The 23,275-nt window shown below is 42.3% G+C and carries 15 protein-coding genes, 1 pseudogene, 1 riboswitch and 1 other annotated feature; of the genes and pseudogenes, 8 read left to right on the top strand and 8 right to left on the bottom strand.

The window, feature by feature from the left end:
* Positions 1-43 precede the first annotated feature (43 nt).
* A complete protein-coding gene (locus MHZ92_RS09785; RefSeq protein ID WP_239431509.1) occupies positions 44-1,906 on the bottom strand; it encodes a sensor domain-containing diguanylate cyclase in 1,863 nt (620 codons plus the stop codon).
* Positions 1,907-2,237: 331 nt separating this feature from the next.
* Here MHZ92_RS09785 and rpsD point away from each other — a divergent pair, with 331 nt between their 5' ends.
* A complete protein-coding gene (rpsD, locus tag MHZ92_RS09790) occupies positions 2,238-2,840 on the top strand; it encodes a 30S ribosomal protein S4 (RefSeq protein WP_239431510.1) in 603 nt (200 codons plus the stop codon).
* Positions 2,841-3,321: 481 nt separating this feature from the next.
* A riboswitch (cyclic di-GMP riboswitch) is annotated at positions 3,322-3,405 on the top strand.
* 34 nt (positions 3,406-3,439) lie between these two features.
* Positions 3,440-6,496, top strand: a complete 3,057-nt coding sequence (locus MHZ92_RS09795; protein WP_239431511.1) for an Ig-like domain-containing protein — start codon at positions 3,440-3,442, stop codon at positions 6,494-6,496.
* Positions 6,497-6,716: 220 nt separating this feature from the next.
* Here MHZ92_RS09795 and MHZ92_RS09800 read toward each other — a convergent pair.
* Positions 6,717-6,911, bottom strand: a pseudogene (locus MHZ92_RS09800) (23S rRNA (pseudouridine(1915)-N(3))-methyltransferase RlmH); the annotation flags it as partial.
* 212 nt (positions 6,912-7,123) lie between these two features.
* Between MHZ92_RS09800 and MHZ92_RS09805 the strand changes: the two are divergent.
* Positions 7,124-7,789, top strand: a complete 666-nt coding sequence (locus tag MHZ92_RS09805) for a Type 1 glutamine amidotransferase-like domain-containing protein (protein WP_239431512.1) — start codon at positions 7,124-7,126, stop codon at positions 7,787-7,789.
* 133 nt (positions 7,790-7,922) lie between these two features.
* Here the strand turns inward: MHZ92_RS09805 and MHZ92_RS09810 are convergent, their stop codons facing one another.
* The 3 genes from MHZ92_RS09810 to MHZ92_RS09820 all read right to left on the bottom strand — a co-directional run bounded on the left by MHZ92_RS09810 (position 7,923) and on the right by MHZ92_RS09820 (position 12,071).
* On the bottom strand, positions 7,923-8,312 hold the full coding sequence (locus MHZ92_RS09810) for an iron chaperone (RefSeq protein WP_239431513.1): 390 nt from the start codon (positions 8,310-8,312) through the stop codon (positions 7,923-7,925).
* A gap of 144 nt (positions 8,313-8,456) precedes the next feature.
* Positions 8,457-10,049 (bottom strand): long-chain-fatty-acid--CoA ligase, encoded by a 1,593-nt coding sequence (locus MHZ92_RS09815; protein ID WP_239431514.1) that lies wholly within the window; start codon positions 10,047-10,049, stop codon positions 8,457-8,459.
* 189 nt (positions 10,050-10,238) lie between these two features.
* Entirely contained in the window at positions 10,239-12,071 is a 1,833-nt protein-coding gene (locus MHZ92_RS09820; protein WP_239431515.1) for a DNA ligase D, read from the bottom strand.
* A 126-nt stretch (positions 12,072-12,197) separates the two neighbouring features.
* On the opposite strand from MHZ92_RS09820, the gene ku reads away from it, so the two are divergent.
* Complete coding sequence (gene ku, locus MHZ92_RS09825) at positions 12,198-13,025, top strand: non-homologous end joining protein Ku (protein WP_239431516.1); 828 nt, start codon at positions 12,198-12,200, stop codon at positions 13,023-13,025.
* Positions 13,026-13,195: 170 nt separating this feature from the next.
* Here ku and tyrS read toward each other — a convergent pair whose 3' ends face one another.
* On the bottom strand, positions 13,196-14,461 hold the full coding sequence (gene tyrS / locus MHZ92_RS09830) for a tyrosine--tRNA ligase (RefSeq protein WP_239431517.1): 1,266 nt from the start codon (positions 14,459-14,461) through the stop codon (positions 13,196-13,198).
* Between the two features lie 53 nt (positions 14,462-14,514).
* Positions 14,515-14,720, bottom strand: a binding site (T-box leader).
* 104 nt (positions 14,721-14,824) lie between these two features.
* On the opposite strand from tyrS, the gene MHZ92_RS09835 reads away from it, so the two are divergent.
* Entirely contained in the window at positions 14,825-17,842 is a 3,018-nt protein-coding gene (locus tag MHZ92_RS09835) for a transglycosylase domain-containing protein (RefSeq protein WP_239431518.1), read from the top strand.
* A 43-nt stretch (positions 17,843-17,885) separates the two neighbouring features.
* On the opposite strand, the gene acsA is transcribed toward MHZ92_RS09835, so the two are convergent.
* Positions 17,886-19,604, bottom strand: coding sequence for an acetate--CoA ligase (acsA, locus tag MHZ92_RS09840; protein ID WP_239431519.1), 1,719 nt, complete (start codon positions 19,602-19,604; stop codon positions 17,886-17,888).
* Positions 19,605-19,783: 179 nt separating this feature from the next.
* Between acsA and MHZ92_RS09845 the strand changes: the two genes are divergently transcribed.
* Genes MHZ92_RS09845 through MHZ92_RS09855 form a run of 3 tightly spaced genes read left to right on the top strand, consistent with a single transcriptional unit; the run spans position 19,784 to position 22,233 of the window.
* Positions 19,784-20,416: a GNAT family N-acetyltransferase gene (locus MHZ92_RS09845; RefSeq protein WP_239431520.1), complete on the top strand. Its 633-nt coding sequence runs from the start codon at positions 19,784-19,786 to the stop codon at positions 20,414-20,416.
* Positions 20,417-20,431: 15 nt separating this feature from the next.
* Positions 20,432-21,079 carry an acetoin utilization AcuB family protein gene (locus tag MHZ92_RS09850; protein WP_239431521.1) on the top strand — a complete coding sequence of 216 codons (648 nt, stop codon included), beginning with the start codon at positions 20,432-20,434 and terminating at the stop codon, positions 21,077-21,079.
* Positions 21,076-22,233 (top strand): acetoin utilization protein AcuC, encoded by a 1,158-nt coding sequence (locus tag MHZ92_RS09855; protein WP_239431522.1) that lies wholly within the window; start codon positions 21,076-21,078, stop codon positions 22,231-22,233. Before MHZ92_RS09850 ends, MHZ92_RS09855 begins: the two co-directional genes overlap by 4 nt.
* Before the next feature lie 37 nt (positions 22,234-22,270).
* Here the strand turns inward: MHZ92_RS09855 and ccpA are convergent, their stop codons facing one another.
* Entirely contained in the window at positions 22,271-23,272 is a 1,002-nt protein-coding gene (ccpA, locus tag MHZ92_RS09860) for a catabolite control protein A (protein WP_239431523.1), read from the bottom strand.
* Between the last annotated feature and the right edge of the window lie 3 nt (positions 23,273-23,275).

Here is a 23,275-nt window from a genome sequence, read left to right on the forward strand (position 1 = left end):
ATATTACCCTCTTTCTAGCAAAAGAAAAAGAGCAACTTCAGCGTCATTTTATCGCCGAAGCCGCTCCATGCAGAACGAATCGATTCTTCCCATAATTTTTCGCATGATATAAAGCCCGATCCGTAGCTTGGAAAAGTTCTTTATACGATTTACCGTCATCCGGAGACCAGGCGCTCAAGCCGATGGATACGGTTACATGAGGATCAGTTGCTTCTGGTACACCCTCTACAAGTTGTCGGGCGAGATCGATACCATCTTCGATTGTTGCCGATGGAACAAAGATTGCAATTTCCTCGCCTCCCCATCGACTTGCTATTCCCCATCCCTCTACTATGGACATGATAAATGAAGAGATTTGCTGCAATACCGTATCACCGGTCGTATGTCCGTAAGAGTCATTCACCAATTTAAAATCATCTACATCCATTAAAAGGAAGACGCCTGATTCTTCATTTTCCATCGTAGAGTTGACGACATCGTCCAAATACGAACGGGTGAATAATTTAGTTAAATGATCTTTATCGACAAGCTCCTGCAATTGATCGCGCAGCATGATGTTCGAAATGGCTAACGAGGAATGACCAATGAGCGAACGCATCAATTTAAAACTATCGAACGAGAAAAAGTACTCTTCCCGATGTACAAGAATAACGAAGCCGATCATTTCACCGCCATTGTTAATCGGTATGGAGACAAGCGATTTGAATCTTTCGGTTTCATCCGTGCATGACTTAGAGTTCGCATCAAAAATCGCATCTTCTCCGTTACGCAGACGGGCAGAAGCTGTTTGTATATACTTCTCACCTTCACCAGTTGTGAAGAAACTAGTACTCGATGGCGAAACGGAATAGCCAGATTCATCATCTAAAAAAACAAATGCCATCTCATTCGGCCGGAATGCGTTTAGAAATTGTTTTTTGAGAAAACCAATCATTTCGTCAAGATCCAAATTACTATTTAATTTCCTTGACGCCTCATTCACTAAACGCAAATCGTCTACAAGCCGGTGCGATTGGTCGTAGAGGCTGGCATTTTCAAGAGCACTGCCGGCAGCATTCGCGATTGACCTTATAAAGCTTTTCTCGGTTATTGTGAATTCCGTATTTTTCGGTGCGGTCATTTGCAATACACCGTAAATCCCTTGCCTTCCACGGATAGGCGCATTCATCAAACAACTAGAAATATCGGAAGCATTCTCGATTGTCAAATCCCCCGATAGAAAGGCATCGATGGCGGAAGCCCTTTCATTTGCATAGTCAAACAAACGGTACTCTTTTGTTTTCCCTTTTTGCTCATTGGAAAGGAGGAGATCAACATGAAAATTCGGAAACGATCCGGATACTGCGTCAATTAGTCCTTCAAGGATGACATCGATTTCCATTGTAGAGTTGAAAAGCTCGGCAACTTCGAATAGGTGGCGGTAGGTTCTCTCTTTTTCAGATAGCTGGTACATTTGCACGACTTGGCCAATATATATGCCGAACACTTTTTTCAAATCTTTTAAATGTGAAGAGAGGGCAAATGCATGCCATTTCTCACTCGCCTTAAATAAAAGCGCAGCGAGGGGTGCAAGCTGGACATCCCTGATGATGAGCGAGTCATCCGCAAATTCATATTCCCGATCAGCAACATGTGATATGAATGACACATTGAAAATCGGATGATCTTTCGTATACGTTTCCCGTTCGGATCCACTATCTTTCTGAGCAGTGCCGTTTTTGAATAACGGTACGAAACGGTTATTGTCATACAGCAGTATTTCAGCTTCCCCAATTTCGAAATGCTCCATGAATACCTCTTTGAATGCCGTAAGCATATCTTCCAAAGAGGAATCCTCGTTCAGATTAGATAATAAATCGAAAACTGAACATTTCACTTCATATAATATCTTTTCATGGTCGGTCATTTGCCTTCACCCTCGTCATTTATACCTAGTAACAATATTCTAATACATTAAACCTATTATTAATAGTTTTTCATTCGATTCTTCTCACAAGTTTCTTGTTAATGAAAAGAGCTTGACTCACATTCGAATAATTGTTATGATATTCCTTGTGTAAAATAGTTGCAGCAGTTGTATGATCCCTGTTGTCCAGTCTATACCTTTCAGTAAGGTGCATCGTGTAACCTTGAGGCTGCTGAGGCGAGGATGCAAGATTATAGAATGGCACACGGATTGAATACATCTGGTTCTTATTTTACAACAAAATAAAACCAAAACAGAGGAGGAGTCTTTCATGGCTCGTTATACAGGTCCATCTTGGAAACTTTCCCGTCGTCTTGGCATTTCGCTAAGCGGAACTGGAAAAGAAATCGAAAAACGCCCTTACGCACCAGGACAACACGGTCCTACTCAACGTAAAAAACTTTCCGAATACGGATTGCAATTACAAGAAAAACAAAAACTTCGTTTCATGTACGGTGTAAACGAACGTCAATTTAAAACTGTGTTCAACAAAGCTGGTAAAATGCCTGGTAAACACGGTGAGAACTTCATGATCCTTCTTGAAACTCGCCTTGACAACGTTGTATACCGCATGGGTCTTGCACGTACTCGTCGTGCAGCTCGCCAACTCGTTAACCATGGTCATATCCTAGTTGACGGCAAACGCGTTGACATCCCATCTTACAGCGTAAAACCTGGTCAAGAGATCTCTCTTCGTGAAAAATCTCAAAACTTGGATGTTGTAAACGAAGCGCTTGAAGTGAACAACTATGTTCCTGAATACGTTTCATTCAACCCAGACACAAAAGTAGGTACTTTCGTACGTCTCCCAGAGCGTAGCGAACTAGCTGCTGAAATTAACGAAGCTCTTATCGTTGAGTTCTACTCTCGTTAATCGCTTCCTTACGAAAACCCCGAGATTGCATTTGCAATTTCGGGGTTTTTTTCTAGTAGCTGTATGACAGAGTTCATGCTATTCGGTATTTATGATACAGATGCAATTCCGGAGTAAATAAATATTTCAAAGAACGATTGTCTGTTAAATAAAACAATCGTTCTTTTATTTTGTCCTAAAAACCTCATTTGCTTATGATACGGTTCGCCGTAATTTATCTATATGAGGTTATTAATTATGTTTAATAGTTAAGTCATTCAATAAATAGATTTTGATTTGGATATTGCTTTATTTAAGATCAAATAGCTGATTAAAGACTCGAATATCCAAACATTTTCTCAATAACCTATTTCATTTATTTTAAAGTATTGATTGTTCATAGGATAAATGAAAAGACAGTTTTCCCAGCCCCAACATAAATTTATTCGTGCTTAAGATATTTATGAATTACCAAATCACCATCAGCATAATGATAAATACTAGGTTTTAGGGAAGCTTTGAAATATGACTACTATCTGGACACTTGGGTTATATGGAGCTAGTAGTGTAACCGGCCCTCTTAATTACCTTTGTAACATTATTTATGAGGAGGAGTACAAATGAACAAGCAAATGAGTAAAAAATTAGGTGCACTTGTTCTAGCAAGTTCTATAGTCTTTAGCTCCATTGCACAGCCAATTCACGCTGCGCCTAATCCAGGTAAAGCAGAGGTTTCCACTGGTAAAATGGAGGTTGCTACTGGCAGAACAGAGCTAAACAAAATCACAGGTGTTACTATTTTAAACCCCATTCCTGCCCGTGTAGACAATGCGAGCACAGTTCAGCTAAGTGGTACTGTTGAGATTGATGGTCCAAAGCTGGAGCTAAAAGTAAATGGTAAAGTAGTAAATGCAGAAACTACAAAACTTTCGGGTAAGACCTGGTCATTCAAATATGTCCACACATTAAACTCAGAAAATCTGTCTGAAAAGAAGGATGAGCAAATCACAGTTGAAGCCTATACAGTTTATCCAAATGGAAAAAATGCAGGCGCAGTCCATACAAGTGCTCAACCCGTTAGTCAGACTGTTGATTTAACTCCACCTGACATTATTTTTAATGACTACAATAAGAATTGGACGAATCAAAGCATCACTGTTTTTGCTAGCATCAATGAAAAGGGTACGCTTAATGCAGCCAGCCATACCTTTGACGAAAACGGTAGCTTTACCTTTATCGCTACGGATTTAGCTGGTAATACATCAGAGAGGACAGTGACAATTGACAATATTGATAAGGAAGCCCCTGAAGCTGAAGTTTCCTATTCCACAACTTCCCCAATCAATACGGATGTCATTGTAACTATTAAAGCAAAAGAACCAGTAACGTACACGAATCTAGATGAGTTACCGGATACAATAGAATTTGACAGTAATGCATCCACTCTTAAGTTTACTGAAAATGGAAGTTTTGAACTAAAATTTAAAGACAGAGCTGGAAATACAGGGTCGGTCCATGTGGCAGTTAAAAATATCGATAAAGTTGCTCCTGTCGGTTCACTTGAATACTCTTATACCAAACCTACAAACCAGGATGTAACGGCCACTCTTACTTTTACTAAACCAGTTACAATTACAAACCTTGTGGATTTACCAGACACAGTTACGTATACAAAAGTGGATAATCAAACATATACTCTAACTTTTTCAGAAAATCAAAAAGTTAGTTTAGAATTTGTCGATGCAGCCGGAAATACAGGCCAAGCTGAAATAAACGTAGCAAACATCGATAAAATTGCTCCGACTGCCAAGGTACTCTATTCAACTGATAAACCTACAAATCAGGATGTAGTAGTGACAATCGAACCTAGTGAAGAGGTCACGATCCTTAACAACAATGGTTCTCCTAGTATCACCTTTACAGAAAACGGTGAGTTTGAATTTCTCTTTGTTGACAGGGCCGGAAACACAGGGACAGCACAAATAAGTGTGCAGAATATAGATAAGATTGCCCCTGTCATCACAATTAGTGAGTATTCAACAGAATGGACGAATCAGGATATTACGGTCACTGCTCGCATGAATGAAGCCGGATCACTAAATGAAGAAAGCTACACTTTCACAGAAAACGGCAGTTTTGAATTCGTTGCGACAGACCTTGCTGGGAATGTTACACGACATACTGTCCATATTACTAATATTGATAAAGTTGCTCCGGAAATTACGGTGAAACCTTATAACACAGACTGGACAAACAAAGACATTACGGTTGAAGTAAGCATGAATGAAGAAGGCATACTGAATACGCCAAGCCACACCTTCACAGAAAATGGCACATTTACATTTATTGCGACAGATCGTGCAGGAAATGTAACTGAGCTTCCAGTTACCATTACAAATATTGATAAAGTTCCACCTGAAATAATCGTTGAGGATTATATTACTAGTCCCACAAATCAAGATATCACAGTAAACGTGAGCATGAACGAACCTGGTACATTAAACGCAGAAAGCTATACTTTCAAGGAAAATGGCGAGTTTGAATTCATTGCTACTGACCGGGCAGGGAATGAAACAAAGAAAAAAATCGTAATCTCAAATATCGATAAAGTTGCACCAGTTATCACAGTGTTCAGTTACAACACTTCACCGACAAACCAAGATGTGATTGTAACTGCTGAAACTAATGAAGGAACACTAAATGCAACAAGTCATAAATTCACGGAGAATGGTTCATTTGACTTCATTGCAAGGGATGACGCAGGAAATGAGACTGTTGTAACCATTACGATCACCAATATCGATAAAACACCTCCAGTTATTACGGTAAATCCTTACAATACAGATCCAACAAATCAGGATGTGGTTGTTACTGTAACGACAAATGAAGGGACATTAAACACAACTAGCCATACCTTCGAAGAGAATGGCGAATTTGAATTTGTCGCAAGAGATGAAGCAGGAAATGTAACTGTAGTAACCATTACGATCACCAATATCGATAAAACACCTCCAGTTGTAAGCAATGTTGTAAATGGATTCGCTTATAATACCAATGTGACTCCTACCTTCAATGAAGGGACGGCTTTATTGAATGGAGAAGCATTTACTTCTGGAACAACTGTTTCAGTTGAAGGCAGCTATACTTTAGTGGTGACTGATGCAGTAGGAAATGTGTCAACTGTTTCATTTACAATTGATAAAACAGCTCCAGTTGTGAGCGGTGTAGTAAACAATCAATATTATAATGTGGATGTTACTCCTACGTTTAACGAAGGAATGGCGACTTTGGACGGAAACACTTTCCTTTCTGGCACTGTTGTTTCTGCTGAAGGAACACATACACTTGTAGTAAGAGACGAAGCCGGGAACGAAACAATTGTTACCTTTTCGATTGATAAAACGAAACCTAGTTTAACAAATGTGACAGCCAAAACCACTCCAAGCCAGAATACAGCAACTGTTACAGGGGATGCCGAGCCAGGTGCGGCAATTGAAGTTTACTCGAAAAACAGTAATGGAACGAAGGGTGGATCGCTAGGAAGTACAACTGTAAATCCAGACGGCAGATTCAGTATCTCCCTTAAGGATGTAAAAAATAACACTGAGCTAATTGTAACTGCTACTGATAAAGCAAATAATACAGCCGAAGTTACTGTTACTGCGAAAAATAATTAAGTTTACATGTTTATGTAACAGGAATAGACTACCTCTTCCCAAACGAAGGTAGTCTTTTCCTGTTACTACATTTTTATTTAAGGATGAATTTGTACATCATTAATTAAATCCCCCATCATATAATACGTTTTGGCATCGTCGCCAAACCAGATCTTCCCTTCTTCGTAGCTGAATATGCCATCATAGGTATGATATATTTAAAAATATTACAAATTCGCTATTAGCCTGGAGAAAAATTTAAAAACTTCATTAACTTATGGTAGGGTTCGCCCCGATAAATCCTAACCCCCCGATTCACCTGCTCTAACAATAACATCCCCATCAGCTGATGAGGCACAGTCATCTTAGAAAATGAAAGTGTGAAATCGCAACATTTTTCGACTTCCTGGCTCAATCCAAGCGAATTTGAGTCTACTCTTGACTCTTGCTACACACTAGTGCTTACATTAAGATACAACATGCAGCTGCATACGAATATCGATAAAGGGTCTTAATAAGATCGACAACAATATGGTGTCCGTTAGGCTCTTGTACCAGCCTAAGCTGTCCCATTAGACATCAACAACCTCATTTGAATAGTCTCAAGAATTAAACGTTAGACGCACACAAAGAGGAGGAGTTGAGTTTATGAAATTTCTGCTTACATCCGCAGGCATCAATAACAAAAGTATACATGACGCATTGGTGGATATGCTGGGCAAGCCTATCGCCGAGTCCAGCGCTCATTGCATCCCCACTGCGATGTACGGTCACCCTTGGGTCGGCCCCGGTGTCAAAGCCTGGGAGTTCATCAGTGGGAAATCCGATTCCATGGTCGGCCTGGGTTGGAAGTCCGTTGGCGTGCTGGAGCTTACAGCACTCCCAAGCATCGACGAAGACCGCTGGGTGCCGCTGATCCAGGAGACGGATGTCCTGCTGGTTTCAGGTGGCGACGCTCTCTACCTGTGCCACTGGATGCGGCAATCCGGGCTGGCAGACCTCTTGCCGACGCTGCAAGCAGTTTATGTGGGAATGAGTGCAGGGAGTATGGTAATGGCGCCTAACATCGGGGAATTCTTCGTTGGCTGGACCCCGCCCAACGGTAGTGATGAAACGCTGGGTCTTGTTGATTTTGCAATGTTCCCGCATCTGGATCACGAGATGCTGCCGTATAACACAATGGCTAATGCGGAGAAATGGGCCGCCGAAATGCAGGGGCCGGCGTATGCAATAGATGATCAAACCGCCATCAAAGTGATCGATGGCGCGGTCGAAGTTGTATCCGAAGGGCATTGGAAACTGTTTACGCCATAATCTTATGATGCAATGCATTAAGCAATCTATTGCAATTAAAACCCTTGAAATGTTGTTAACTCAGCGTTTTAAGGTTTTTTCATTTTGCAAAGAAAAGCTGGGTATTGTTGATTTAGAGCATGAAACAATGAAATTATTTCTTCTTTAATATTTTTTCTTCAGCCTTTTTATTATTCTCGTCAACTCTAAATTTCACGATCTTACTAACTAATTCATAAGGAATGGGTTTTCCTATAGGAAATTGCACTGCGCCTTTCGATGTCTTATATTCCGATAATTCCTGCTTAAATCTATTAATTCCGTTTGGAGTTGGATAAAACCCTATATGGTTTTTGAATGCAGCAAAATGCACCAAATTTCCATTTAGAACAAAAGTAGGCATTCCGTAGCTTATTTTTTCATCAGCAGTTGGTGCTGTTTCCTTTATAACCTTTCTTAATGTATTTAGTATTACTTGAATCTCATGAGGATATTGTAAAATATATTCATCAATCGATTTCGGAGTATTGTTTTTTTGTTCCATAGTATTTCTCCTTTCAAAAATTACAGCATTCACATTGCTAATTGTAATATGTAAAAAAAGGCGACTTATTAGTCACCTTTATTTTAACTCAAGTATTTAATTTCAGAAATTGTTTTATTAACGGCAGATGGTCACGTTATCCGTTTAATTAACAAACTTCTCCGCTTTCCCAACCGACTCCCAGTAGTCATTGCGCAGCTGGACTTTCAAAATCTTACCGGAAGCTGTTTTAGGTAGTTCCTCTACAAAGGTGACTCCCGTAATCGCTTTAAAGTGAGCAAGCTTTTCTCTTGTGAATTGGATCAGTTCCTCTTCCGTGGCTTTTTGCCCTGGACGTAAAACTACATAGGAATGAGGTGTTTCCCCCCATTTTTCATGCGGAACTGCTATGACTGCCGCTTCCAGGATAGCAGGATGGTCATATAGAACACCTTCGACTTCAATGGAAGAAATGTTTTCTCCCCCCGAGATAATGACGTCTTTTTTCCGGTCGACGATTCCAATATGTCCATACTCGTCGACAACGGCCATGTCCCCAGTATAGAGCCAGCCATTACGAATTGTTTCCATCGTCGCTTCTTCATTTTTCCAATAGCCTTTCATGACGCCATTTCCACGGACAATGAGTTCCCCAATTTCTTGTCCGTTCCAGGCCACTTCTTCTTCTACTTCATTAACAACTCTCGCATCTGTGCCAATCATTTGGTATCCCGCTTTTGCTTTTATGTGAGACCGTTCTTCTAGTGAAAAATCATCGAAGTGAGAGCGTATTCTTGAGATGGTCGTTAACGGGCTCGATTCCGTCATGCCGTATACTTGAATGAACTCCCAACCTAGCTCCTCTTCCACTTTCGTGACAAATGCTGCAGGTGGTGCTGAACCGGCTATGAATAAGCGAATATCTTGTTCAGTTTTCAGCGGGTGTTTCTCGTAATATTGTATCAATGAATTTAACACTGTCGGAGCCATATGCATGACGGTGACACCATGTTTCTTAATGGCATCAAAAATATTTTCTGGAGAAGACTTTCGTAAACAGACTTGCGTTGATCCGTTTGCTGTATAGTAGAATGGTGAGCCCCAACCGTTCACATGGAACATTGGCAGCACATGTGCTAGAACATCTTCATCCGTAACTCGTAAATGATGCATGCACGTTAAGGCATGTATGTAATTATTGCGATGCGTCAACATCACGCCTTTCGGATTTCCGGTTGTTCCACTCGTATAAAGCAAGCTGCACACATCGGTTTCTTCTAACGGTTCCCGTTCAAAAGTTTCTTTTGAATGCGCTTGCAAAAAATCATCATAGTTTACTTCGTCACATGTACCATTATGATAGTGAACGATAATCGTCTCAACGGTTTCTAGTTTTTCTTTAATAGGAATGATTAAATTATATAAATCCTGATCTACAAACAAAACTTTAGATTCACTATGATTCAAAATAAAGAGATAATCCTGTGGTTTTAAGCGAATATTCAATGGCACCATAATGGCCCCTAGCTGAAACACACCATAAAAGCCTTCCAGCATCTCTATACTATTTGGTGCTAGATATGCAACGCGATCCCCTTTTTTCACACCTAACTTGCGAAGACCATTTGACAACTGATTGACACGTTCATTCATTTCCCGATAAGTAAATACTCGGTCATCACCAATAATGGCTTTCTTATCTCCATAAAGTTTAACCGCATGATCTAGGAACTGAGTTAAAATTAATGGAACCTCCATAATAAACCTCCCCTTCTCCATGATTGTCTAGTGAACTATCCTTTCTATATGAAACATAACATATATCGTAAACTTTATCATAAAATTCTGCTTTTTGTAAATAATGAACAAAGAGCATAGATTAGTAGTTGCCGCTTTTTAAAATCCCCCCCGATTTTGCTTTTACAATTTCGGAGGGATCTTTTTCTCTCACACTTCTTTCAACTGCTCGAGCACAACTGCAAACGGCTGGGTTTCCCCCACCTGCTTAAATTCGCGAAATGGATCACCCATTGTTTTCATCCGTTCGATTACGCTCGTTATCGTAAATTGCTCAGGTCTTAATGAGTCGCTTACCTCTTCCCAAATCAACGGGGTTGCGACTGTTGCCAGTTCGGTTCCTCTCGGTGAGTAGGGCGCGATAATTGTTTTTCCTTCGTGATGCTGTACATAGTCCACGTACAGTTTGTTTCCCCGATTGTTCTTCAGCCGTTCGGTCGTAAACCATTGTGGTTCTTGCTCGCATAAAAAGTCGGAAACGAATTTTGTGAAGATGCGTGTCTCTGCATATGTGAACGTATTGAATGGGAGCGGTATATAAAGTTGCAGTCCTTTGCCGCCGGACGTTTTGATGAAGGATGTCAGTTGGAATTGGTCGAAAATCGCCTTTAAGCGTACTGCTGCTTCGACAGAGAGAGAAAATTCATCTACGGAAGGCGGGTCCAAATCAAATACGATTTCTGTCGGCTTTTTTGTATGGATCGTCTGAAAAGGAATATGGAATTCGAGTGCGAGTTGATTGCCAAGCCATAGCAATGTCATGATGTCATTGCAAACGATATAGTCGATATCTTCATCTTTTGACGTTTTCACGAAATCAGGAGCATAATCCGGAACGCTTTTTTGATAGAACTTTTCACCCGGCACTCCGTGTGGAAAACGGATGAGTGTGAGATGACGTTCTTCAAGGAATGGGAGCATAAACGGTGCTGCCGTTTGTAAATAAAGCAGGTAATCATCCTTATTCAAGCTGCCGCCCTTTGGCCAAACAGGCTTGTCCGGATGTGTAATTTGGACGTTGTCTGGAATCGGGTTCAACTGCCGCAGCATAGCCTTCCAATTACAATCTTCCGGGTCTATTTCGAATTGAAAGGAATGAAACCGCGGCTCACGCAAATGCTTCCCGTCAAAGCTGATGCAATTTATATTTGCACAAATGGATGGCGCAATTTCATAAACGGAATTGCCTTTGCGTTCCCCATTTGCGAGAAACAATTCACTAAGCGTCTTCATCTCCTCTTCAGACATACCGTGTTTGAAAGTCACAACCTCATGAAGCTGACCTTCCTTATAGATAGCTCCTGTAAAGAATCCATTTACCTGTTCATATTGCGTTACAATAATTGTAACTAGCCGCCAGTTTTTCACTTTTAACCATTGATTCGTCCGTTTTTCATTGCTCCATATACTTTTCTTATGCTTGGTGACAATACCTTCCCCATTGTTCAGTCGAATAAGATCCCACAATTCCTTTTCGTCTGTGAACGTTTCGATTAATTGAATTGAGCTCTCGTGCCGATACTGAACTTTAGTCGGCAGCCCTATTTTTTCAAAACACTTATTCAGTTGAGCTTTCCTTTTCTCAAGTGTTGTCAAGGCCATATCTTTACCCTTTAAAGCGATAAGATCGAAAACGATATATTGGCACGGAAATATTTTCGCATGTTCACCGACGACCTCTTTCTTTCGCATCCGTCCCCTTGTTTGAACGAAGGAAAATTCACTTCTGTAATCGTTTTGTAAACAGACAATTTCACCGTCAAATGCAATTGGAAGGTACGGCTTCACGACATATTCAATTCGACGGCAAGCGTCTATAATTTCCGGAAACATAGCATTCAACAATTTTTCATTTCGACTGTACAGCTGAACTCCCTCTTTATCCCATTGAAGAATCGCCCTAAATCCGTCGTACTTCGTTTCGTATAGCCAATCTTTCCCTACAGGTACTTCATCTGCATCCATCATTAACATTGGTTTCATTCGTTTATCGCTCCAAGTTTTTATGTATAAATTTCACGTGACTTTTCTTATTGTTTAACTGAACACATTTCGTATACATAGGAATCCGTCAGCTTTCCATACTAATAATAAAAGCGGGTGAATTCATTGCATACAGTTTGGAAAGGCAGCATCAGTTTTGGTCTCGTCAATATTCCGATCAAGCTTCATTCCGCCACGGAGAACAACGATATTAAATTGAGACAACTTCACAAGGAGTGCCATTCTCCGATCAGTTATCAAAAAGTATGCCCAATTTGTGATAAAGAAGTGAAAAACGAAGACATTGTAAAAGCGTATGAGTATACAAAAAACAAGTTTGTCGTGCTCGATGAGGAAGATCTTGAAAAGCTGAAGAAGGAAAATGAAGACAAAGCTGTTGAGATTATTGATTTTGTGAAGTTAGAGGAGATCGATCCGATCTATTTTGAAAGAAGCTATTTCATGGCACCCGATGCGAACGGCGGGAAAGCATACGCGTTATTGCGGAAAGCTTTGCAGGAATCCGGAAAAATCGGTGTGGCAAAAATTATTATCCGTTCGAAGGAGCAACTGGCGGTCGTACGGGTTTATAAAGATGCTTTATTAATGGAAACGATCCATTTCCCGGACGAGGTGCGAAACGTGCAGGACGTCCCGAATATTCCTGATGAAGGAACTGTCGTAAAAAAAGAACTCGATACCGCCCTATTGTTAGTTGAACAATTGACGACGGTTTTCGAACCTGATAAATATACGGACGAGTACAGAACTGCACTTATGGAATTAATTGAAGAGAAAAAAGCAGGCAATGTTACGGTTGCTAAAACCGAGAAGCAGGCAATTTCACCTTCGAATACAACCGATTTGATGGCTGCTTTGCAGGCTTCTCTTGATAAGACGAAAAAGAAGAAGCCGGCGCCACGAAAACGTGCGGCAGCGAAGATGAAAGCGTAAATATCTCGCTAAAAATATGGTTACCAACGATTTTTGGATCTTTACCACCTACTTGGCGCATTTTATCACCGACTCTTCACGGTTTATCACTGACTCTCGGACGTTTACCACCAACTCCCCCTTTTCCGCATACAAAAAGGCCATCCCTTCTTAGGAATGGCCTTTTTGCTTTAGATGAATTTCACCATTTTATAATTTTTCTTCCCTCTGCGGACGATTGTGAATGCATCATCCAAACGATCTGCAGCCGTAACTTCGTATGCGAGGTCCGTCACTTTTTCTCCGTTTAATGAAATAGCACCGTTCGTCACATCTTCACGCGCTTGGCGTTTCGAAGAGGAGACACCTGCTTCGACGATGAAATCGACGATGTTTTTATCAGCCTTTTCCATTTCGGATGTCGGCACATCTTTGAACGCGTCTTTCATTTCCGCAACTGTCAACGCCTTCAAATCGCCGCTGAACAATGCTTTTGAAATGCGAATTGCCTGTTCAAGCGCTTCCTCACCATGGATAAGGCGCATCATTTCTTCAGCAAGTGCTTGTTGCGCTTTACGCAAATGCGGTTCTTCTTGCACGGAAACTTCCAATGCTTCGATTTCTTCACGTGACATGAATGTGAAGATTTTTAAGTACTTGATGACATCCGCGTCAGCTGTGTTAATCCAAAATTGGTAGAACTCATAAGGAGATGTTTTTTCTGCATCCAACCATACAGATCCGCCCGCCGTTTTACCGAACTTCGTACCATCCGCTTTTGTAACGAGTGGAATCGTAATACCGAATGCCTTCGCTTCTTCGTCATGTGTCTTGCGGATGATTTCAAGACCTGTTGTAATATTACCCCATTGATCGGATCCGCCGATTTGTACACGGCAACCATAATTATTGTACAAATGGTTGAAATCAAGACCTTGAATGAGCATATAAGAGAATTCAGTAAACGAAATTCCTGTTTCGAGCCTCGAGGAAACGTTCTCTTTAGCAAGCATATAATTGACGCTGAGCAATTTTCCATAATCCCGAAGGAAATCAATAGCACTCATTTTGCCCATCCAGTCATTATTGTTGACGAGGACTGCTCCGCTCTCACCATTGAAGTCAAATAACCTTTCGAATTGCTTCCGAAGTCCAGCCACGTTTTGCTCAACTTGCTCTTCAGTTAGAAGCTGACGTTCGTCGGCACGGAAAGACGGGTCACCGATCATCCCTGTCGCTCCGCCGACTAAAAGAATCGGGCGATGGCCATGCAGTGCAAAGCGGCGCAACGTTAATAAAGGAACGATATGTCCAATATGCATGCTGTCTGCCGTCGGGTCGACACCGCAATATAATGAAATTTTTTCTTCGTTTAATACTTTCTCAAGGCCTTCCTCATCCGTCTGCTGATATAAAAGCCCTCTCCATTTCAAGTCTTCGAGCAATTCGCTTTTCACTGTAATCCCTCCTATAAATTGAAAAAGTCCCTACATGATTCAATATTGAATCATGCAGGGACGTTAGACACATTGTCAACTAACGCGGTACCACCCGGCTTGAGAACTTATAAATTCTCCGCTCTTAGACGCATTATCGCCGCGTACGCGTCACACTCCAAAGCTGTAATTCGCAAACGTTCTACCGGACAGCTTCCACCAACCGCTGCCTCTCTAGACGGATCAAACGCCACTACTTCGGCTTTTTCAACGTGTGAAAAATGATATAAACCTTATTGTAGTCTAAATTTGCGCATTGTCAAACATTTTCTATTGATTTCCACGAAATGTGCTATAATAGGAAGGATTTTAGGGGGGATGAACTTGAGCGAAAAACGTAAAAATAGGATCGATCTTATAGAGGAAAAATTTGAATCATTGAAGAGCAAAGGATGGGCAAAGGGAATTCGCATTACATCCGGAGTCATTTGGAATCTGTTTCTACTCTTCCTTGTCTTTGGGCTGACACTCGGCGTATTTGCCGCGTCGGTCGGTGCCGGATATTTCGCTTCACTTGTCGCGAAAGAACCGCTACGATCCAAAGAAGAGATGCGGGGCCATATCTTCAATTACGAAGAGACATCGGAAATTTATTTTGCCAATAATATTTATTTAGGTAAAGTCAGTGCAGATATTGAGCGGAAGGAAACAAAGCTAGACGATGTTTCCCCATTTGTCATCGACGCTGTCTTGGCAACGGAAGACGAATATTTCGAGACGCATAATGGAATTGTTCCAAAAGCAATATTCCGGGGACTTTTTCAAGACGTGACGAATTCATCCAATCAAACGGGAGGTTCAACACTTACCCAACAGCTTATTAAAAACCAAATTTTGACGAATGAGGTTTCATATGAACGGAAAGCGAAAGAAATCCTCCTTGCTATGCGACTTGAACATTTCATGGATAAAGAGGAGATTCTCGAAGCATACTTAAACATCATTCCATATGGCAGAAATGCGATGGGACAAAATATCGCGGGCATCGAAACGGCTGCAGAGGGAATATTCGGCGTGAAAGCCAAAGACCTTAATCTCCCGCAAGCGGCTTATATCGCGGGAATACCGCAAGCACCATTTGCCTACACTCCTTTCTTAAGCAACTATTATGGCGGAGGTTTGAAGAAGGAGGAAAATATTAAGCCTGGAATCGACAGGATGAAGACGGTTCTTTTCCGTATGAAGGAAACCGGCTATATTACGGATAAGCAATACGAAGAAGCGATCGCTTATGATATTACGAAGGATTTCCGTGAAAAGATGCGACGCGCAAATGAAAGGTATCCCTATTTGACGCAGGAAATTCAGGAAAGAACCATCCAGATTCTCGCTAAAATATTGGCTGAAAAAGACGGTCTCGATCCGGAACGGGTTGAGGAAGATAAAAAAGTCAAAGAAAAATATAGAATACTTGCGGAACGTGAGATGCGGACTGGTGGATATCGGATCTATTCGACTATCGAAAAAGATCTATATGACGAAATGGTGAAAGTAGGAAATGAATTCGAACATTACGGATTTACGTATACAAGGGAAGAGAAGGATTACAGTACTGGGGAAACCATTTTAAAGGATAACCCCGTTCAAGTTGGTGCAATCATGATTGAAAATAATACCGGAAGGATCCTTTCCTTCATCGGAGGACGAGATCACCAACTTATTAATACGAATTACGCTACGCAAACTCATCGGTCCAACGGCTCAGCGATGAAACCGCTTCTAGTCTATGCACCCGCAATTGAGTATGGTGTTATCGGCGCAGGAAGCCCGGTCGTCGATGTTAAGTTTGAAATTCCAGATGGCTCTGGCACTTGGGCTCCTTCAAACTATAATGCCAATGTGGAAAACGGAATCATTCCGGCAAGACAAGCTTTGGCTGAATCACTGAATCTACCGACTGCCAGATTGTATAAGGAGATTCTCGATAAACGCCCTGCTCAATTTCTAGAGAAGATGAATTTTTCACAGTTGCACCCTGAAGACTATGTAAACCCGTCCACCTCATTCGGTGGAATGAAAATTGGCGTCAGCGTGGAAGAGAACACGAATGCATTCGCCACATTTGCAAACGGTGGGAAATTCATTCAATCGTATATGATCGAACGCATCGAGGACATGTCAGGCAACATCGTCTATCAACATGAAATCGAACCTGTCGATGTATTCAGCCCCGAAACAGCATATATCGTCACCGATATGCTACGGGACGTTTTGAAGCCCGGAGGAACAGGGCAACAGTTGCCTCGTTTCATGAATTTTAAAACTGATTTGGCCGCGAAGACAGGTACTACGAATGGATATGGAGATAGTTGGTTTGTCGGCTATAATCCTAATGTTTCAATGGGATTATGGTTCGGTTATTACGACCTATCACGGAAACTGTATACGCGTGGATCAGGTCAAATGCACCCTACTACACGTACATCGATGTTATTCGGCAGGCTGATGAACGCAGCAAACGAAGTGAGGCCAGACCTGGTCGGTGCAGAAAGCACCTTTAAGCAGCCTGAAGATGTAGTGTCTAAACCTTTCTGCGGCATTTCCGGATTGGCACCATCTGCCGAATGTACAGCGGCTGGACTCGTAAGATCAGACTTGTTCAATTCAAAAGTCATGCTTCCGACAGAACCGGACGACAGTATTATTTCTGCTTCGTATGTGTCAGTCAAAGGAAGTCGTTATTTGGCACTTCCGTCTACTCCGGCTGAATTCATCGTTTCGGGTGGAACAGGAGTAAGCCAAGATTTCATCGACCGAATGCTCGGACCTTGGGGCGGAGATGCATCGAAACTGTTTCCTTCCATGTCTGTCTATTCGTCAAATGTCGTGTCAGGGGCGGTCTTCCCTGCCGATGATGTAGCACCGGAAGGAGTTAGCGCCTCCCTTAACGGAACGTCATTGGTTTGGTCGGAATCGCCTTCCAACGACGTTATTGGCTATTACGTATACCGGAACAATGAACGGATTGCGACGATCATTGATGGATCCGCCCTTTCGCTTACTGTCGGCCCAGGAGAGTATTATGTAAGAGCAGTCGATATTACTGGACTCTTATCGGGAGGCTCCAATATCGTAAAAGTAGACACTCCAGATCCGCCGCCAACACAAACGCCGGATGACGAGAATACTTCACCAACAACACCGCCAGGAAATGAAGGAAATGGTGACGATAATGACAGCGGAAATAATGGGAATGGCAATGATGGTGGAACTAACGGTAACAGTGGAAATGGTAATAGTGGCAACAACGGTAATGGCAACAGAGGCAATAACGGAAATAACGGAAATGGCAACAATGGAGGAGACAATAAACCTCCTTCAGATGATGATGATGACGATTAAGACGTATAGATAAAAGGGACTCCCAAATGAGGAGTCCCTTTTCTTAATCTTCCATTGTCGATAAATCGCCTGTCGGCAAGTTCAATTCCCACGCTTTCAACACACGGCGCATGATTTTACCGCTTCTTGTCTTCGGAAGCTTGTCCTTGAACTCAATTTCCCTAGGCGCTGCATGGGCAGCAAGTTCCTTCTTCACGAATTGTTTAATGTCTTCCTCCAATTCTTTAGAAGGCTCATATCCTTCATGGAGCGCGACAAAAGCTTTAATGATTTCGCCCCGTACCGGGTCGGGTTTTCCAATGACTCCCGCCTCCACAATCGCAGGGTGTTCGAGCAACTTGCTTTCCACTTCAAATGGCCCAACTCGCTCGCCGCTTGTCATAATAACATCATCGACGCGTCCTTGGAAGAAGAAATAGCCGTCTTCATCCATATAAGCGGAATCTCCGGAAACATACCATTCATCATTTAAAAAATACGAATCATATTTCTCGGGGTTATTCCAAATTTTCCGCATCATTGCGGGCCAGCCTTTTCTAATCGCCAAGTTGCCCATCCGGTTCGGTGGCAATACTTGCCCGCGATCATCGACGATTGCCGCTTCAATGCCTGGAACAGCTTTACCCATAGAGCCCAGCTTAATTGGCAATGATGCGAAGTTGCAGATCGTTTGTGCACCTGTTTCTGTCATCCACCAAGTGTCGTGAATTCGCAGTTTAAAGACTTCCATCCCCCAACGGATGACTTCCGGATTCAACGGTTCTCCGACTGACAGAATATGGCGCAAGGATGATAGATCGTATTTCTCCAATGGCCCCGCACCAGCTCCCATCAACATCCGGAACGCTGTCGGTGCACTGTACCATACCGTTACACCATACTCTTGAATCGCTTCATACCAGCTATCTGTCGAAAACCTTCCTCCGACTATAAGCGATGTTGCACCTGCAAGCATTGGTCCGAAAATCCCATATGCCGTCCCTGTTACCCAACCAGGGTCCGCGGTGCACCAAAAAATGTCTTCATCCCTCAAATCCAATACCCAGCGTGCCGTTTGCAATTGCTGAACCATAGCTTCTTGTACATGTAAAACGCCCTTCGGTTTCCCGGTGGAGCCTGACGTATAATGAAGCAGTGTCGGAGACTCCCGATCGAGCCATTCTACTTGGAAATACGGCGATGCATTCTTTACGTGTTTCTTGAAATCTATATATGTTTTATCTTCTTTTATATTTTCACCAACTAAAAAGATTGTCTCTAAGTGTGGTAATTTGTCGACAGGAACTCGTTCCAATAATTCCGGAGTCGTTACGATCGCTTTCGCCTCACTGTCGGAAAGTCTGTCAAAAACGGCGCCTTCCATGAACGCTTCAAATAGCGGCCCGACGATTGTCCCCATTTTCAATGCGCCGAGTATCGCGAAGTACAATTCAGGAGAACGAGGCATGAAAATGAATATACGATCCCCTTTTTCCAATGTTGAGTTGTTTGTTAAAACGTTCGCGGCTTTATTCGACATTCTTTTCATTTCATTATACGTATACGCTTCTTTGCGATTCGCATCTTTGTAAAACAGAGCCACTTTATTTTTCCGATAGGAATTCGCATGACGATCTACAGCCTCGTGTGCGATGTTGATAAGCCCGGTCTCATGCCAGCTGAATTCCTTCTCTGCGTCAGACCATGTAAAATCCTTCGCTGTTTGGTCATAATCCTGTAAATGATAATCCCCCTGCATTACAGGCAAAATGTTATTCTCCATTCCTATCACCCTTTCGTGAAACATTTATCTTTCTTATTCTACATTATTTATTCTGTATTTGCTAATAAATTAATATCTTTAGTATTATTGATTAATTCGTCACGAAGAAGTTATTAGTCTCGTAGATAATTGTTGTATACTGATAATAAGGTCAATTTACTAGTAGGACGGTGATAAGATTGGAACATCGGAAGACGTATAATGCGATGGAAGTCAAACATAAAAACGGCGACCTCGTAATTGAAGGCCCTATTTCGGGCAGCGAATTGGCAAAACTTGAATTCCATGAAGATTTGGTCGCTTTCAGACCACCCGAACAACAGCGCAAGGCGCTAATCGAAATTGCAGATCTTCCGGAAGGAAGAATACTCATCGCCCGCCACATGAATGAAATCGTCGGGTATGTGACTTACTTGTATCCCGATCCACTGGAAAGATGGTCAAAAGGAAAGATGGAAAATCTTATCGAGCTTGGAGCTATCGAAGTAATCCCGAAGTTCAGAAGCGGCGGAGTCGGAAAGGCATTGCTTGAAGTGTCAATGATGGACGATGCAATGGAAGATTATATTATTCTCACGACAGAGTATTATTGGCATTGGGATTTGAAAGGGACTAAACTGAACGTGTGGGAGTACCGAAAAGTGATGGAAAAGATGATGAATGCAGGTGGGTTAGAATATTACGCTACAGACGATCCGGAAATCAGTTCACATCCCGCAAACTGTCTCATGGCGAGGATCGGGAAGAGAGTGGATCAGGAATCGATCGAACAGTTCGATCACCTTCGCTTCATGAACAGGTTCATGTATTGATAGGAGGTTTTAGAAATGCTGATTGAAGAGATTATGAAAAGGAAGGTAATCACCCTTTCACCGGAGCATACGGTGAACGACGCCTTGACGGTTATGCAGGAGAATAAAATCCGACATCTCCCAATTGTTTCGGAGCGTGAGGGGCTCGTTGGAATTGTAACTGATCGGGACTTAAAAGAAGCGGTTCCTTCCCTGTATTCGAAGTCATGTGATGTAACCGTTTACAATATACCACTATCTGAAATTATGACAAAAGACCCTATCACAGGTCATCCAATGGATTTTGTCGAAGAGGCAGCGGTCATTTTTTATGACAACCATATCGGTTGTCTACCGATCCTCTCCAATTGCAATCTTGTTGGCATTATTACAGAGACGGACTTACTGTATAAATATATTGAATTGACTGGGGTTCACCAACCGGGCTCACAAATCGAAGTCCGTGTGCCGAATATTCCAGGCATCCTCTTTGAAGTGTCCAAAGTGTTCCATGAACATAAAATAAACGTGCTAAGTGTTCTTGTGTATCCAGATAAGGAAAACGAAAACAATAAAATTCTAGTCATTCGCATTAAGACAATGAATCCGCTCCAAGTGATAGATGGGTTACGAAACAACGGATTTGAAGTCTTATGGCCGAATGTTCCGGGCATCGACCAATGAAAAAGGACGCCGTATTCGTTTTTTCAGAAGAACAGCTTGGCTATTCATTTTCGGACACCCACCCATTCAATCAAAAGCGGATCGTACTTACATTGGATCTGTTGAAAAAAAGCAACGCTATAACCGATAAAGATATTGTCAAACCTAGAACTGCGACTGACGAAGAATTGCTATTAGTTCATGAGCCAAAATTCATTGACATTGTCAAGAAGGCAGGCAAGGGACTAATCAGTGAAAATATAGGGTCTGTATACGGGATTGGAACAGATGATACCCCTATTTTTCCAAACATGCACGAAGCGAGTGCCATGCTTGTCGGAGGAACGTTGACTGCTGTCGACGAAGTGATGGAAGGAAGATCGAAATATGCTTTGAACTTAGGCGGAGGTCTCCATCATGGATTCCAAGGAAAAGCATCTGGGTTTTGTGTGTATAACGATAGCTCGGTCGCCATTAAGTATATCCAGAAAAAATATGGCGCACGTGTACTTTATGTCGACACGGACGCGCATCATGGCGACGGGGTACAATGGACATTTTATGATGATCCGAATGTCTGTACTCTTTCCATTCACGAAACTGGAAGATATCTTTTTCCCGGGACAGGGGCCATAACCGAACGCGGAAACGGCGAAGGATATGGAACTTCTTTCAACTTCCCCATTGATGCGTTTACGGAGGATGAGTCGTTTCTCCATATTTACAAGACTGCCATCGAAGAGGTTGCCGCGTTTTTCAAGCCTGACGTCATTTTAACGCAAAACGGGGCAGATGCTCATTATTTTGACCCCCTTACCCATTTGTACGGAACAATGAAGATATACGAACAAATTCCTCGCATCGCCCGTGAGATTGCTGAGCGCTATTGCGAAGGACGCTGGATTGCCGTCGGCGGTGGTGGGTATGATATATGGCGTGTCGTACCGAGGGCTTGGTCTCATATATGGCTCGCCATGAAGCAATTTCCGATACCTTCCGGCAGGTTGCCGGATGAATGGCTGACTGCTTGGCATAGCACTTCTCCCGTACCTTTCATCGAAACGTGGGAAGACCCGAACCCTTTATACGAACCGATTCCACGTAAAGCGGAAATAACCGAAAAAAATGCAAAAATGCTCGAACGCGCTTTACATATCGTTCGAAATCAGCATTAGAAAAAGCTGTCCCGGTAGTTCGTCCGGAACAGCTTTTTTATTTCGTCGACTGGCGTTCTTCCTTTCGGTAAGGAAGGACTACATTCGTTTCTTCTACTTCTTCGCCGTTCATTAACTTTGTCAACAACCGCATGGAAACCGCGCCCAATTCATATAGCGGGACGATGATTGCAGTCAATTGCGGCCTTACTGCACGCGACAGCAACGTATGCTGGAAGCAGATCAATTCGAAATCATCAGGAACTGAATAGCCGTCATCCCTTATCCCATTTAAGACAGCTACTGCAATTTCATCGTTGCCTGCAAAAATAGCAGTTGGTTTCTCTTTTAGATCACGTATGCTGCTGTTCCACTTTTCATAAGCGTCATCATACGTATTATCCGTTTCGATGAAATACTCCTCTACAATAGGAAGACCTGCTTCCTGTAGTGCCTTCTCATATCCGACCTTTTTGCATAGCCGATTGATGTCCCGAGACATCGGACCGCTAATGTGAGCGATACGTTCGTGTCCATTTTCAATCAATTTCTTCACTGCTACATAGGCAGCTTCCTCGTGGTCAATATTGACAGTAGGCAAGTCCGTTTCCGATCCTAATGTACCTGCCAAAACGATGGGTACATTCGCGGTCGCCATTGCTGATTTGATCTCCTCCGACAGAGAATCGCTCATGAAAATGAGTCCATCAACTTGCTTCCCAAGATGATCTTCAAGCAGTTCGACTTCTCTTGTCGGACGCTTATCAGAATTGGATAGGATAATATTGTATTCGTACATCGTCGCTACATCTGCAATTCCACGGGAAAGTTCCGCATAATAACTTTTTGAAATGTCCGGAACGATGACACCAACTGTTGTCGTTTTTTTACTTGCAAGCCCTCTCGCCACAGCATTCGGACGATAGCCGAGACGCTCGATGCATTCGAGAACCTTCTTACGTGTTGCTGGTTTTACATTCTGATTTCCGTTCACTACACGGGAAACCGTGGCCATGGAAACATTTGCTTCCCTTGCCACATCATAAATAGTTACTGCCATTGA

The sequence above is a fragment of the Sporosarcina sp. ACRSL genome (assembly GCF_022346605.1).
Taxonomy (GTDB): domain Bacteria; phylum Bacillota; class Bacilli; order Bacillales_A; family Planococcaceae; genus Sporosarcina.